The 14,537-nt window shown below is 44.0% G+C and carries 13 protein-coding genes; 11 read left to right on the top strand and 2 right to left on the bottom strand.

All coding sequences use genetic code 11. The features are described 5' to 3' along the window. Positions 1-62 precede the first annotated feature (62 nt). The 3 genes from radC (at position 63) to rpmG (ending at position 1,282) form a co-directional block, all read left to right on the top strand. The gene (radC, locus tag GFB48_RS08230; RefSeq protein WP_163933814.1) at positions 63-737 is read left to right on the top strand and encodes a DNA repair protein RadC; all 675 of its coding nucleotides are present in this window, start codon (positions 63-65) and stop codon (positions 735-737) included. A 126-nt stretch (positions 738-863) separates the two neighbouring features. Further along, positions 864-1,100: a 50S ribosomal protein L28 gene (gene rpmB, locus GFB48_RS08225; protein ID WP_163933811.1), complete on the top strand. Its 237-nt coding sequence runs from the start codon at positions 864-866 to the stop codon at positions 1,098-1,100. Positions 1,101-1,111: 11 nt separating this feature from the next. Then, on the top strand, positions 1,112-1,282 hold the full coding sequence (rpmG, locus tag GFB48_RS08220) for a 50S ribosomal protein L33 (RefSeq protein ID WP_163933808.1): 171 nt from the start codon (positions 1,112-1,114) through the stop codon (positions 1,280-1,282). A gap of 144 nt (positions 1,283-1,426) precedes the next feature. On the opposite strand, the gene rarD is transcribed toward rpmG, so the two are convergent. Then, positions 1,427-2,311, bottom strand: coding sequence for an EamA family transporter RarD (gene rarD, locus GFB48_RS08215; protein WP_163933805.1), 885 nt, complete (start codon positions 2,309-2,311; stop codon positions 1,427-1,429). A gap of 123 nt (positions 2,312-2,434) precedes the next feature. Between rarD and recQ the strand changes: the two genes are divergently transcribed. After that, positions 2,435-4,222, top strand: coding sequence for a DNA helicase RecQ (gene recQ, locus GFB48_RS08210; RefSeq protein WP_163933802.1), 1,788 nt, complete (start codon positions 2,435-2,437; stop codon positions 4,220-4,222). Here recQ and GFB48_RS08205 read toward each other — a convergent pair. Continuing rightward, entirely contained in the window at positions 4,219-5,958 is a 1,740-nt protein-coding gene (locus GFB48_RS08205) for a lipopolysaccharide assembly protein LapB (protein ID WP_163933799.1), read from the bottom strand. The genes recQ and GFB48_RS08205 overlap by 4 nt on opposite strands. Positions 5,959-6,296: 338 nt before the next feature. On the opposite strand from GFB48_RS08205, the gene leuA reads away from it, so the two are divergent. From leuA to GFB48_RS08170, 7 genes are all read left to right on the top strand, one after another. Further along, positions 6,297-7,862 (top strand): 2-isopropylmalate synthase, encoded by a 1,566-nt coding sequence (leuA, locus tag GFB48_RS08200; protein ID WP_163933796.1) that lies wholly within the window; start codon positions 6,297-6,299, stop codon positions 7,860-7,862. Next, a complete protein-coding gene (leuB, locus tag GFB48_RS08195) occupies positions 7,859-8,953 on the top strand; it encodes a 3-isopropylmalate dehydrogenase (RefSeq protein WP_163933793.1) in 1,095 nt (364 codons plus the stop codon). The genes leuA and leuB overlap by 4 nt, the downstream gene beginning before the upstream one ends. A gap of 2 nt (positions 8,954-8,955) precedes the next feature. Beyond that, entirely contained in the window at positions 8,956-10,359 is a 1,404-nt protein-coding gene (leuC, locus tag GFB48_RS08190; protein WP_163933791.1) for a 3-isopropylmalate dehydratase large subunit, read from the top strand. 2 nt (positions 10,360-10,361) lie between these two features. Continuing rightward, entirely contained in the window at positions 10,362-10,982 is a 621-nt protein-coding gene (gene leuD, locus GFB48_RS08185; protein ID WP_163933787.1) for a 3-isopropylmalate dehydratase small subunit, read from the top strand. A gap of 294 nt (positions 10,983-11,276) precedes the next feature. Beyond that, entirely contained in the window at positions 11,277-11,666 is a 390-nt protein-coding gene (locus tag GFB48_RS08180; protein WP_163933784.1) for an MAPEG family protein, read from the top strand. Positions 11,667-11,675: 9 nt separating this feature from the next. Then, positions 11,676-12,188: a GNAT family N-acetyltransferase gene (locus GFB48_RS08175; RefSeq protein WP_163933782.1), complete on the top strand. Its 513-nt coding sequence runs from the start codon at positions 11,676-11,678 to the stop codon at positions 12,186-12,188. Positions 12,189-12,268: 80 nt separating this feature from the next. Next, positions 12,269-14,530 carry a YgiQ family radical SAM protein gene (locus GFB48_RS08170; protein ID WP_163933779.1) on the top strand — a complete coding sequence of 754 codons (2,262 nt, stop codon included), beginning with the start codon at positions 12,269-12,271 and terminating at the stop codon, positions 14,528-14,530. The last annotated feature ends 7 nt before the right edge of the window (positions 14,531-14,537 follow it).

The raw sequence follows: 14,537 nt of genomic DNA, 5'->3' as shown, positions 1-14,537 counted from the left end.
AGCGGTAACAAAAATCACAGCTTTGCTGATTTACATCAATAGAAATATTGAAAGGAGGTTAAATGAGCATCAAGGATTGGCCAAATGGTGAAGGCCCAAGGGAAAAATGCTTAAAAACAGGTGCGCATGTTTTATCCGATGCTGAGTTACTGGCTATCATTTTAAGGCAAGGCAACAGCAAGTTGTCAGCGGTGGATTTAGGTAGAGCATTATTGGATTATTTTGGTTCGTTATCGGCCGTATTTAATGCCTCAAAAAAGCAGTTAGCAAGATTCGATGGTATTGGTCCAGTTAAAATCGCGGAACTTTATAGTGTCTTACAGTTATCAGTTCGCCTTAGCGCGGAAAAAGTAATAGATAAACATCCATTAAATAACCCTGAACAAACTCGTGATTACCTAAAAAAGTTACTTGGAGGTAAGCAAAGGGAAACTTTTGGGTTACTTTTGTTGGATTCTCAGCATCAAGTGATAGAATTTTGTGAGCTATTCCACGGAACGATTAATAGTGCAGCAGTATATCCGCGAGAAGTTGTTAAAATAGTGCTGGAAAAAGGTGCAGCGGCAGTGATTCTAGTGCATAATCACCCCTCTGGCGTAGCTGAGCCAAGCCAAGCGGATAGAAATATTACCGAAAAGTTAGTGCAAGCACTTAATTTTATTGATGTTTCCGTACTTGATCACATGATTGTTGGTCAAAATTTGGTAACCTCTTTTGCACAAAGAGGATGGCTTTAAACAAACTATGCTTGACCTTTGTGGCGCATTCCTGTATAAAATGCGCCCTCTTTGTGTGCCTCGGGCGACGGCCACACGAGGCACATTAATGCTCGAGCGTTAGATAGATTTTTTGGAGAGACAGATATGTCTAAAGTATGCCAAGTAACTGGCAAGCGTCCTGTGACTGGAAACAACCGTTCACACGCGCGTAATGCAACTAAGCGTCGCTTTTTGCCTAACCTTCACACACACCGTTTTTGGGTTGAAGCCGAGAAGCGTTTTGTGAAACTACGTGTATCTACTAAAGGTATGCGTATTATTGATAAAAACGGTATTGATGCAGTTCTTGCTGACATCCGTAACCGTGGCGAAAAGGTTTAAGGAGATAGTCGATGGCTAAGTCTGGAGTTCGTGAGAAGATCAAATTAGTATCAACTGCTAAAACTGGTCACTTCTACACCACTACTAAAAACAAGCGCACTATGCCTGAAAAAATGGAGATCAAAAAGTTTGATCCTGTTGTTCGTCAGCACGTAGTGTACAAAGAAGCAAAAATTAAGTAATTAGTTTTTCATTCTTTAGAAAGCTCCCTTTTGGGAGCTTTTTTTTTGCCCTCTGTGAAAGGATTGATGCCCAAATTTTGGCGGTAAAAGGGGGGAACAATAAGGTCGGCGATTAGCCGCAAACCTTATTAATTAATGGGGGAGTTACGAGCGTATTCTTTTTTTATAAATATCAAATGAAAATACCCCTAGGGCTAACCACAACAGAGCAAAGGTTATTCCTTGTTCTTCTTTGAAGGGTTCACCAAATACAAATACCGCCAGTAACAGCATTAAGCTGGGCCCAACATATTGGAAAAAGCCTAAAATGAAAAGTGGGATGCGAACAGCGGCGGCGGCAAAAGCCAATAGCGGTAATGTCGTCACAATGCCAGCACTTAATAGTAATAGATTTAGATCCCAGTGGTTTTTCATTAGATTGCTGCTACTTGAACCATCAAGCGTAATCCAATAAACAATGGCAAAGGGCAGCAATAAACAGGTCTCAATAAACAAACCGCTGCTTGAATCTACGTTGACTTTTTTTCGAAGTAAGCCATAAGCGCCAAAAGTGCTGGCTAGGGCTATCGAAACCCAAGGGATTGCGCCATACATCAATAACGGAATACTCACTGCGAGTACAGCAATCATAACAGCAACTAATTGCAGCCGAGATAACCGTTCTCCTAAAAATACGACCCCCAGTAAAACATTTAAAATAGGATTGATGTAATAGCCTAGGCTCGCTTCGAGTAATTTTTCCTGAGCAATTGCCCAAATGAAAATAAGCCAATTAGCGGCTATGATCACTGAAGTAGATAATAAAATGATGATACTTTTAGGCTGGCTGATAATCGCTTTTACTTTGTCCAGCTTGCCTGAAGCAGCAATAATGATGCTGACGACGACAAATGACCAAATAATGCGGTGCATTAAAATTTCATCACTATTAACACCATCAAGGGCTTTAAAATAGAGTGGCGCTAACCCCCACATAAAGTAAGCCGCAAGGGCGAAGATCATCCCCTGTTTGAATGTATTTTGCTCCATCAGTTCTCTTATGCTTGAAATGGTTTCGAGTTATTTTAACCGATACCTGACAGGATAACCCAAGACAAATTCCCTCGTTTTCGATTAAAATGATGGGCCTTATCAATTTAGGATGATTTTCTTTTGTCACCACAACAAGTATTACAGCAAATCTTTGGCTATCGAGATTTTAGACCAGGACAGCAGCAGGTCATTGAAACTGCCATAGCTGGTTATGATTCGTTAGTGATTATGCCAACGGGTGGCGGTAAAAGTTTGTGCTATCAAGTTCCTGCGCTGGCTACACAGGGCTTAACCGTTGTGGTGTCACCTCTATTGAGTCTGATGAAAGACCAGGTCGATTCCTTGGTACAACTCGGGGTGAATGCGGCTTATTTAAATTCAAGCGTAGCAAACGATGAACAAGCGGCCATTATGGAACAGGTAAATAACGGTCAACTAAAGTTGTTGTATGTTTCTCCTGAGCGGTTAGGGCGAGGGCATCTAATGCAAAGGCTTAGCTACTGTAATGTGGCTTTGTTTGCCATTGATGAAGCCCATTGTATTTCCCAGTGGGGACATGAATTTAGACCAGACTATCAAGCTTTGGGCCGAATTAAGGTTAATTTTCCAAGAACGCCAATCATGGCACTTACCGCCACCGCTGATCAGGCCACCCGTGATGATATTTTAAGGTGTTTAGGGTTAACTAATCCTAATGTGCACCTATCAAGCTTTGACCGACCCAATATTCGTTATGAAGTGGTAGAGAAACTTAATGCCTTTGAACAATTAAAAAGCTTTTTAATTAGCCAGAAGGGTAACAGCGGGATTATTTATTGTGGCTCTCGTCGCAAAGTGGATGATTTAACAGAGCGCTTACTCAGAGCGGGCTATAAGGTTGCAGGCTATCACGCTGGGCTGGATTCGCAGCAGCGTGCTTGGGCCCATGAGAGTTTCATCAAAGACCGAGTCGAAATTGTGGTCGCAACGGTTGCTTTTGGGATGGGTATTGATAAACCCAACGTGCGCTTTGTGGTGCATTATGATATTCCCAAAAGTATCGAGTCTTATTATCAAGAAACCGGCAGGGCTGGACGTGATGGTAGTGCTTCTGAAGCGTTAATGCTGTATGACCCGAGTGATATTGCTAGGGTGCGCCAGTTTATTTCTGAAAATGACAGCGCACAAGCAAGGGTTGAGCTGCATAAGCTTAATTCCATGCAGGCCTTTGCAGAGGCGCAAACTTGCCGTCGCCAGGTGTTATTGAATTATTTTGATGAGCCAAGCCATAAGCCCTGTGGTAACTGTGATGTGTGTTTAGACCCTCCACAAAAATTTGATGGCACCGAAGTCGCACAAAAGGCTTTGTCTTGCATTTATCGTCTGCAGCAAAGCTTCGGTATTGGTTATGTGATTGAAGTGCTCATGGGTTCTAAAAACCAACGCATTATTGAACGTGGCCATGAAAAGCTTTCTACTTGGGGCTTAGGTAAAGATAAGTCGAATGAATTTTGGCTAAGTATTATTAGACAATTAATTCATCATGGCTTGGTGACGCAAAATATTACCCGTTCGTCAGTACTGACACTGAATGTGGCGGCCCGTGCGGTGCTAAAAGGGGATATGCCATTAGAGTTGGCTAAACCAAGATTACAGTTTACTAAAAAAGCATTTAAATCGAGTGTAGGTAATCTTAATTACGATAAGAAGCTTTACAGTACGTTGAAACATTTGCGTCGTGAGCTGGCGGCCGAAAAGAACTTGGCACCCTATTTAATATTTAATGATGCCACATTAATGGAAATGGCAGCGATAATCCCGACGACACCAGATCAAATGTTAACCGTAAACGGAGTTGGCCAGACTAAGTTGCAACGATATGGGCATCATTTTTTGCAAGAAATTGAAACCTATCTAAGTAAGAATTAAAGAAGTTCATTTTTTATCTGGCGATTAATTTTACGACTCAGTCTATCTTTATTGGCTTTTTTAACCAATTCAATCAGACTATCTATGGAGGCTAATCTTGCCGCCCCAAACTCAATCAAGTCATCGCTGAAGTGCTCACCTAGCTTGGCTTGAAAAAGGGTTATCAATTCGTCACATTGTTGCAAAGTGATATCTGGCAAAATAATAAAAGCATGGTGTTTATCTAACCTATGGTGAATAGCATTAGAGGGGGCGTTAAAAGCAAATAAGTGGTTTAATTGTGCTTCTAGCTTTCTCTCGATGTGATTTGCTTTAATAAATATTAAGCACAATGGTGACTGCTGTGCTTTGGCAATTTCAATTGCACTCTCTGCACCACTGACTAAGTCAAAGTTAGAAATAATTCCCTGCTTACGCTTAAAAAGGGACCAAATTAATAACAGCAACAGCGTCACACACACCAACAGCAAAGCTAATGTCACCAGTGCATAGTGTCGTTCGATTTGTGATTGTTGACCAGTTAAGGCGGTAAGGTTTTGTTGATGTATCGATTGCATCACAGCAAACCGTGTTTGAAATTGTTCGCCAAGTTTGCCCCTTGTGTTGGTAAGTTGTTGTTTATGATATTGGTGGTGCAGCTCCATTGCCGCCATAGCAGATTTAAAGTCCTGTTGTTTTATCAATAATTGACTTTTAAGCAGTTGTACTTGGCTAAGATGCGCCTCTTCTGATGACAATTGCTCGATAGTCGTTAAACGATTTAACGCTGATTCATATTCCGTTAATTGAATATCAGCCTCGGCAAACAAAAGATAAAGCGGTATTTGTGTGTCGGCCAAATCTTGGCGCGCCATTAATCTTGTTAATAACGCCTTTGCCTTATGAGGTTGAGCCAATTGCAAATAAGTAGCACTTAGATTAATTAGAGTCTCAGGAGGTAACTCATTGCCATGGAGTAAATCAGGCTCGGATTCTAATTGTGTTAATAGGTTTTGAGTGGAATCGCTTAAGCCTAACTGGATATACATGTAACTAAAATTGGCTAACAGTAACGCTTTTAATCTTGAGTCTTGTGGTAAGGGGTAAAGTGCCTGTGGGGCGAACTCTTTAAATTTAACCACATCACCTAACTGACTATAGATGTCGCTTAAAAACATGTAAATATAGCGTTTAGGGATAAGATACCAGTTGTTCTGAGGAGGGGATTGATTATAGATGTCTAAGGCAATAAATAAATCTTGGGTAGCGCCTAGGTGATGTTCTAAAGAGGATTCGAACAACCCTCGGGATACAAGCGCATAAACACTTAATTCTACATTTTGCAGCTTCATTGCAATATCGACGGCTTTATCTAAGTTTAGATAGGCTTGTTGGTAATTATTTAAAAAAGAATAAGCAGTACCTTGGCAGGCGGTTAAAAAGCCCTCTACTACCGCTGGGGTCGAGTCATCGATTTGGGCGATAACCGCTTTGGCATGATTTAATGCAGGTTGTGGTAAGAAATTCTCAAGTAAAGCCTCACAATACAAAATTTGGCTGCGCCAATAGTTATGGTCAATGTCTTTGTTAGGACGACTGATGATTTGGCTAAGTCGTTGTTGAGCTTGTTTGGGGTGGTGCTTAAGTTGTTGTGCAATTTCATCAAGTTGAGAAGCCGCTGCTGGCAATGTAAACCCCAGTAACATACAAAACAGTAGCAATCTGATGTTTACTGCTCTTTTGTGCAAACGCGCCATCGCCTATCCTTGCAAATATATGTATTTATTAAGGTTATAAAGGTTTATTGATTAAATATAGTCACAATCCAAATAGATATAGGGTTAATATTAAAAAAACTCAACATTTCTTTGGTTGTGAACCTTGACAGCAATGGGTTGTTGCAACCAATATAAGGGCACAAACTTAGAGCGTTTAACCAGTTAATGAATATGAATAATGTTGCACTATCACTACGCCTCCTTATCCTGACATAATGTCGCGGGAGAGCAAATGGTGCATAAAATCATATAAAAACCCGCGAACTTAATATCGCGGGTTTTTTTATAAATTAAGCAAGGCAAGCAAGGAGAACCTTATGTCAGATAGAGTCTTTATTTTTGATACCACATTACGCGATGGCGAACAGGCGCTATCGGCATCTCTGTCTGTACATAAAAAGCTGCAAATCGCCAAACAACTAGAGCGTTTAGGTGTGGATATTATGGAAGTGGGCTTTCCCATTTCTTCACCGGGTGATTTTGAATCGGTGCAAACCATTGCCCGAGAAATCAAAGACTCTCGTGTTTGTGCGTTAGCTCGAGCGGTAAAAAAAGACATTGATGCCGCTGCTCAGTCGTTATCTGTGGCCGACCAGTTCCGTATCCATACGTTTATTTCTACCTCGACCATTCACGTTGAAAACAAGCTAAAACGCAGTTTTGAAGACGTGTTAGAAATGGCTGTGTCGTCAGTCAAGCACGCGCGTAATTACACCGATGATGTGGAATTTTCCTGTGAAGATGCGGGCCGTACGCCAATTGATAATCTTTGCCGTACCGTAGAAGCGGCGATTAACGCCGGTGCAACTACGATTAATATTCCAGATACTGTAGGCTACACCATTCCTAATGAATACGGCGGCATTATCCAAACCCTATTTAACCGTGTACCAAACATTGATAAGGCGATTATCTCGGTCCACTGTCATGATGATTTAGGTTTATCAGTAGCGAATTCGATAGCGGCTGTGCAAAATGGGGCTCGCCAGATTGAATGTACTATCAACGGGATTGGTGAACGTGCGGGTAATTGTTCGTTAGAAGAAATCGCCATGATTATGGCCACCCGTGCGGAATTCTTAGGGGTACATACCAATATTAATGCCAAAGAAATTCATCGCACTTCTCAGCTTGTTAGTAACCTATGCAACAGCCCAATCCAAGCCAACAAAGCTATAGTTGGCTCTAATGCTTTTACTCACTCATCGGGTATTCATCAAGATGGTATGCTTAAATCTGGCAATACCTATGAAATCATGACCCCTGAAAGTATTGGTTTACCGCGTAATCATTTAAATATGACATCGCGCTCAGGTCGCCATGTGATCAAGCACCGTATGGATGAAATGGGCTATAAAGAGCAAGACTTCGATCTAGACGTGCTATACAACAAGTTCCTAGAACTGGCAGATAAAAAAGGTCAGGTATTTGATTATGACCTAGAGGCGTTAGCCTTTATGGAAAAACAAAGCGACGGTGCTGAGCAAGTTAAGATGATTAGCGCGGTATCTCATTCTGATTCTAAGGGCAATGCCAACGCGACCATCTGTCTAGAGATCGGCGGTGAGCAGCATACCCGCACCGCCGAAGGTAACGGTCCGGTTGATGCAGCCTACCATGCGATCATGGATATGACTGAACAAAAAGTCGACATTACCCGTTATGAATTAAGTGCCGCTGGCTCTGGTCAAGATGCTTTGGGGCAGGTGGATATTGTGGCGCATTATAAAGGTCAAAACTTCCATGGTATGGGCTTAGAAACCGATGTTATTGCCGCATCTGCGCAAGCTTTGATAAATGTAATTAACTTAATTATCCGTGCTGATATGGTGGCGGACAAAAAACAACAAATGATAAATAAGCAGGAATTGGGAACAGTATGAGTTATCAAGTAGCCGTTTTAGCTGGGGACGGGATTGGCCCAGAGGTAATGAGCGCGGCTCGTGAGGTTTTAAGCGCAGTAGAAAAACGCTTTAACCTTGCGATCGAATATAAAGAATACGATGTTGGCGGGATTGCCATTGATAATCATGGTTGCCCACTTCCAGCAGCAACGCTTGCGGGCTGTGAAGCGGCAGATGCTATCTTATTTGGTAGCGTAGGTGGCCCAAAATGGGAAGGCCTACCACCAGACTCTCAGCCTGAGCGTGGTGCATTATTACCGTTACGTGGCCACTTTGAGTTATTTTGTAACCTACGCCCAGCAACTGTTCACCATGGGTTAAACCATTTGTCACCACTTCGTGCTGATATCTCCGACAAAGGCTTTGATATTGCGGTCGTTCGCGAGCTGACTGGCGGTATTTACTTTGGCAAACCAAAGGGTCGAGAAGGAGAAGGTGAAGATGAGACAGGTTTTGATACGATGCGCTATTCTCGTCGTGAGATCCGTCGAATTGCACGCATTGCATTTGAAACGGCTCGAGGCCGACGTAAAAAAGTGACTTCGGTAGACAAAGCCAACGTATTAGCAACCTCAGTATTATGGCGTGAAGTGGTTGAAGAAGTCGCTAAAGAATACCCAGATGTAGAGCTTGAGCATATTTATATTGATAACGCGACTATGCAGCTACTAAAACGTCCAAATGAATTTGATGTAATGCTGTGTTCAAACCTATTTGGCGATATTATTTCTGATGAGTGTGCAATGCTGACGGGTTCTATGGGACTACTGCCTTCTGCCAGTGTTAATGAATCTGGTTTTGGTATGTATGAGCCTGCTGGTGGCAGTGCGCCAGATATTGCTGGCAAGGGTATTGCAAACCCTGTGGCACAAATTTTATCGGCAGCAATGATGCTGCGCCATAGCTTGAAGCAACCTGAAGCCGCAGATGCGATAGAGCGTGCAGTAGCAAAGACGCTAGCCCAAGGCAACTTAACCGGAGAGCTGATTTCAGCAGAGCGTCGAAGTGAGGCCAAAAGTACGGCAGAAATGGGTAATATTATTGCCAAGTTTGTGGAACAAGGAGTGTAACCATGGCACAAACATTATATGAAAAGGTGTGGCAACAGCACCAAATTGAAGTGAAGTCAGGGGCGCCATTAATCTACATTGACCGCCACTTAGTTCATGAAGTGACATCACCTCAGGCTTTTTCTGGTTTGCGCACTGCTGGCCGGCCAATGGCGCAAGTTGGCAAAACCTTTGCCACAATGGACCACAATACCTCAACGAAGTCTGCCAGCTATGAGGCTTTGAGCCCTATGGCGTACACTCAGGTGACAACATTAGAAAAAAACTGTAATGAATTTGGCGTTACCTTATTTGATATTCATCATCCTAATCAAGGCATTGTGCATGTCATGGGGCCTGAGCTCGGCTTGACGTTGCCAGGGACCACCATTGTATGTGGTGATTCCCATACCGCAACCCACGGTGCTTTTGGTGCCTTAGCGTTCGGTATTGGTACCTCAGAGGTTGAGCATGTATTGGCGACGCAAACTTTGCGTCAGCAAAAAGCCAAGACCATGAAGATTGAAGTTCGCGGCAAGCTAGCAGACGGTATTACCGCTAAAGACGTTGTCTTAGCTATTATCGGTAAAGTCGGCGCGGCTGGTGGTACCGGTTATGTGGTTGAGTTCTGTGGCGAAGGCATTACTGGCTTAACAATGGAAGGTCGTATGACGGTATGTAACATGGCCATTGAAATGGGCGCTAAAGCCGGCATGATCGCCCCAGATCAAACCACCTTTGATTACATTGAAGGCCGCCGTTATGCCCCTAAAGGGGAGCAGTGGACCCAAGCTATTGCCGACTGGAAAGCATTAAAAACTGACGAAGGTGCAGCGTTTGACCGTGAAGTGGTACTTGAAGCAAAAGATATCGCACCGCAAGTCACTTGGGGAACGAACCCAGGGCAAGTGGTCGCAGTTACTTCTGAAGTACCAAATCCTCGCGATGTTATCGATGAGTCGGTGCGCACTAGCATGAATAAAGCGCTAGCCTATATGAATCTGCAAGCTGGTCAAAAGATCACCGACATTACCATTAATAAGGTCTTTATCGGCTCTTGTACTAACTCGCGTATTGAAGATATGCGCGCTGCGGCTGCTCAGGCAAAAGGTAAAAAAGTTGCCGACGGTGTAACGGCGCTTGTGGTACCGGGCTCTGGTCAGGTTAAGCAACAAGCCGAAGCAGAAGGCCTAGATAAGATCTTTATCGATGCAGGGTTTGAGTGGCGTTTACCTGGCTGTTCTATGTGTCTTGCAATGAACGATGACGTGTTAGAAGAGGGCGATCGTTGTGCTTCAACGTCTAACCGTAACTTTGAAGGTCGCCAAGGTCGTGGTTCTCGTACCCACTTGGTAAGCCCAGCAATGGCCGCCGCTGCCGCGATTGCGGGTCGTTTTGTTGATATTCGTGACACTGAGGAAGCCTAATCATGCAACCATTTATTAAGCATCAAGGCGTGACCGCAACCTTGTTACACGCCAACATTGATACCGACCAAATTATTCCTAAGCAATTTCTATCTAAGGTAGACCGTGAAGGCTTTGGTGTGCACCTGTTCCATGACTGGCGCTACCTAGATGAAGCCGGCGAGCAGCCAAACCCAGAGTTTGCCTTGAATCAACCTGAAGTCAAAGGCGCCAGTATCTTGTTGGCGGGTGAGAATTTCGGTTGTGGTTCAAGCCGTGAGCACGCGCCGTGGGCACTCAATGATTTTGGCTTCAAAGCCATTATTGCCCCTAGCTTTGCTGATATCTTCTACAACAATTCAATCAACATTGGCATGGTGCCAGTGAAGTTGAGCATTGAAGATATCAATGCCATTGCAGCAGAAGTGGCTGCTGACCCACAAGCTCAGCAAGTTATCGTTGATCTAGAAGCGATGACAGTGACCTCGCCATCGGGCAAGCAATACAGCTTCCCATTAGCACAGGAAGCGCGTCATAACTTATTAAACGGTTTAGATGCGATTGGCCTAACCCTAGAAAACCGTGAAGCCATTGACGCCTATGAAGCCAGCATTCCAGCGTGGCGCGGTGCGCCTCAAGGGTAAACTTATCGCTTATTAAAAAAAGGCTGCATGATGCAGTCTTTTTTGTATCTATAATAATATCTATTCATTAACCATTGAATGATCAGGTAAGTTATTGTTTAGCATGGCACCCAGGTGCATTAACTTATGCTGGGTCGCGCAACATGGCTTGCGTGGCAATTAACCGCTGTTTATTAATGCTTGGTAGGTGCACAAATTAAGGCTATCAACATGACCAATTTTTTGGCTATTGGGTTGATCGAGCAATAAGCTTGAACAATGGGGTTCAGATGCAACCGTTAGGAGCAAGGGCAATTGTTATTAATCACCGGATTATACGCGGCAATTACTGCCATTTTTGCAATTTTATTGGGGCTATGGGTAGCGAATATAAGAGGAAAGCAAAAAATTGGGGTAGGTGATAAAGGCACCCTTGATATGATTGTTCCTATGCGAACCCATGCTAATTTAATTGAAAATACTTCTTTGCTTTTTATTTTGTTTGCTTGTGCTGAATTATCTGGTTTGGGAGTAGTTTGGCTACACTTAGTTGGCGTTATTTGGTTAATTGCGAGACCTTTACACGCTTGGGGGATGCTCAAGGGGCGGGGTAGATTCCACATAGGGCGTTTTGCTGGCACTATTTTTAGTTGGGGGTGTATTATTGCCTTAGCCATTGCAAATATTTATTTATTTTTAAAATAGGGGGAAATTATGAATTCGCAATCTTGCATTAGAGTAGCCAATCAAGAGGACTTATGTCGGATTGTGGAAATATATAATGCCTCTATCAATGATGGCATGGCGACAGCAGACACCAGTGCAGTGTCAGTTGAGTCACGTCAAGCTTGGTATGATGCCCATCATTCAAGGCGACCACTGTGGGTGTATCAATGCCCCACCTCATATGATGTCCTTGGCTGGCTATCATTTCGCGATTTTTATGGGCGTCCGGCGTACGCTCAAACTGTCGAGGTGGCTTTATATGTGTGCCCTAATGCTCAAGGTAAAGGTATTGCAGCTGAATTGCTCACTAATGCCATCAGGCAAGCGCCTAAACTTAATATTGAAACCATTTTAGCTTTTATTTTTGCTCATAATAGACCAAGTGTAAGACTGTTTACCAAATACCATTTTCAGCAGTGGGGGCGCTACCCAGAAGTCGCCAACATGCCACAGGGTAAAAGGGACCTATGCGTATACGGTTTAGCAGTGAAAGCGCATTAGCGCTCAAAAAATAACCTTGGTGCTTCCATCTCGCGGTATGGCTGTTATAATCCGCGCTCCAATATGCAGCAGGTACACCTATGACCGTCACCACCAAACTTTTTGATTATCCTAAATACTGGGCCGAATGTTATGGCACTGCGCCATATTTGCCAACCACTCGTAAAGAGATGGATGCCCTAGGTTGGGATAGCTGTGATGTAATTTTAGTAGTTGGTGACGCTTACGTTGATCACCCAAGCTTTGGTATGGCCGTCATTGGTCGTATGCTGGAATCACAAGGCTTCCGTGTAGGTATCATCTCGCAACCGGATTGGTCTTCAAAAGACGGCTTTATGAAGCTAGGCAAACCAAACCTATTCTTTGGTGTGTCTGCCGGCAACATGGATTCGATGATCAACCGCTATACCGCGGATCGCAAACTGCGTCATGATGATGCTTATACCCCAGGTAATGTTGGCGGTAAGCGTCCAGACCGTGCGGTGAACGTGTATACCCAACGTTGTAAAGAAGCCTATAAAGAAGTGCCTGTAGTGATTGGTGGTATTGAGGCGAGTTTACGCCGTATTGCTCATTATGATTACTGGCAAGATAAGGTACGTCGTAGTGTTCTGTTTGATTCTAAAGCTGACATTCTTATTTACGGGAACGCTGAGCGTCCATTAGTGGAAATTGCCCACCGTATTGCGGCTGGCGAACATCCAAAAGAAATGACCGATGTTCGTGGCACTGCCATTTTCCGTAAAGAAGCCGTGCCTGGCTGGAAGGGCGTCGATTCACGCAAAATTGACCAATTACATAAAATTGATCCAATTCCAAATCCTTATGGTGCCGATGACGTGGGTTGTGAAAAGCTGTCAGGCCCACAAGACAAGCCGAAGGAAGTGGAAGCGAAACCAATTAGTGTTCAGCCTGCGCGTCCAAAACCATGGGAAAAAACCTATGTGTTGCTGCCTTCTTTTGAAAAGGTAAAAGACGATAAGTATCTGTATGCCCATGCTTCGCGGGTAATGCACCAAGAAACCAACCCTGGTTGTGCACGAGCCTTAATGCAAGGCCATGGTGACCGTTTTGTGTGGGTCAACCCACCGGCGTACCCGTTATCTACTGAAGAGATTGATGGTGTCTTTGATTTACCCTATCAGCGTTTGCCACACCCAAGCTATAAAGAGAATATTCCAGCGTTTGATATGATCAAAACGTCGGTCAATATCATGCGTGGATGCTTTGGCGGTTGTTCTTTCTGTTCGATTACCGAACACGAAGGCCGTATTATTCAAAGCCGATCCCAAGAGTCAATTGTCCGTGAAGTCGAAGCTATCCGTGATACCGTACCCGGCTTTACTGGCGTGATTTCCGACCTTGGTGGGCCAACAGCCAACATGTACCAGTTAGGCTGTACTAGTGAAAAAGCAGAGAAGACTTGTCGTCGTTTATCCTGTGTGCACCCAACCATTTGTGGTCACTTAGGTACCGACCATGGGCCAACGATTGAGCTATACCGTAAGGCGCGTGACATTCCGGGCATCAAAAAGATTTTGATTGCCTCTGGTGTACGTTACGACTTAGCGATTGAAGATCCCCGTTACATTAAAGAGTTAGCCAAATACCATGTGGGCGGCTACCTAAAAATTGCCCCTGAGCACACTGAAGAAGGCCCACTGTCTATTATGATGAAGCCGGGGATGGGCACTTACCATAAGTTTAAAGAACTGTTTGATAAGTATTCGGCCGAGGCTGGTAAGAAACAATACCTTATCCCGTACTTTATTGCGGCGCACCCAGGAACCACCAACATGGATATGGTTAACCTAGCGTTATGGCTTAAGAAAGAGCGCTTTAAGCTGGATCAGGTGCAGAACTTCTATCCATCACCAATGGCCAATGCGACATCGGTATATCATACCGAGCTAAACTCGCTGCGTAATGTGAAGCATGATAGTGAACAGATCTACGTGCCTAAGGCCGGTCGTCAGCGTCGCTTACATAAAGCATTGCTGCGTTACCATGATGAGGCGGGTTGGCCAATTATTCGTGAAGCGCTAACCGAAATGAAATTGACTCATCTCATTGGTCATGGTGCTGATTGTTTGGTGCCGCCAGAGGGCCGCGGTGGAAGTAAGCAGCATGGCAACTATAAAGGGCCACATAAGAAAGCATTAACTCGGTTTAGCGCTAATCAGCGAGATGACTCTAACAAAAGCCAAGGTACTGGTAACGGCCGTAAACCGCAGGGGGCTAAATCAGGCAGCCGTCAGGGGAATAAAGCAACGGCAAATGGCGCTAATCGTTCTCGTCCAAATAAGGCTGGTGGCAGTAGAAGCCGCAGCCAAGCAAGATAAGTTAAAG

The organism is Paraferrimonas sp. SM1919 (assembly GCF_010993985.1).
Taxonomy (GTDB): Bacteria; Pseudomonadota; Gammaproteobacteria; order Enterobacterales; family Shewanellaceae; genus SM1919.
This window is presented reverse-complemented; position numbering and strand designations above follow the sequence as displayed.

What these genes read in the sequence shown, in the direction of transcription:
- radC (WP_163933814.1), top strand. Translation starts at nt 63, where the DNA reads ATGAGCATCAAGGATTGGCCAAATGGTGAAGGCCCAAGGGAAAAATGC.
- rarD (WP_163933805.1), bottom strand. Translation starts at nt 2,311, where the DNA reads ATGGAGCAAAATACATTCAAACAGGGGATGATCTTCGCCCTTGCGGCT.
- rpmG (WP_163933808.1), top strand. Translation starts at nt 1,112, where the DNA reads ATGGCTAAGTCTGGAGTTCGTGAGAAGATCAAATTAGTATCAACTGCT.
- leuD (WP_163933787.1), top strand. Translation starts at nt 10,362, where the DNA reads ATGCAACCATTTATTAAGCATCAAGGCGTGACCGCAACCTTGTTACAC.
- GFB48_RS08175 (WP_163933782.1), top strand. Translation starts at nt 11,676, where the DNA reads ATGAATTCGCAATCTTGCATTAGAGTAGCCAATCAAGAGGACTTATGT.
- GFB48_RS08205 (WP_163933799.1), bottom strand. Translation starts at nt 5,958, where the DNA reads ATGGCGCGTTTGCACAAAAGAGCAGTAAACATCAGATTGCTACTGTTT.
- rpmB (WP_163933811.1), top strand. Translation starts at nt 864, where the DNA reads ATGTCTAAAGTATGCCAAGTAACTGGCAAGCGTCCTGTGACTGGAAAC.
- leuA (WP_163933796.1), top strand. Translation starts at nt 6,297, where the DNA reads ATGTCAGATAGAGTCTTTATTTTTGATACCACATTACGCGATGGCGAA.
- GFB48_RS08170 (WP_163933779.1), top strand. Translation starts at nt 12,269, where the DNA reads ATGACCGTCACCACCAAACTTTTTGATTATCCTAAATACTGGGCCGAA.
- leuC (WP_163933791.1), top strand. Translation starts at nt 8,956, where the DNA reads ATGGCACAAACATTATATGAAAAGGTGTGGCAACAGCACCAAATTGAA.
- leuB (WP_163933793.1), top strand. Translation starts at nt 7,859, where the DNA reads ATGAGTTATCAAGTAGCCGTTTTAGCTGGGGACGGGATTGGCCCAGAG.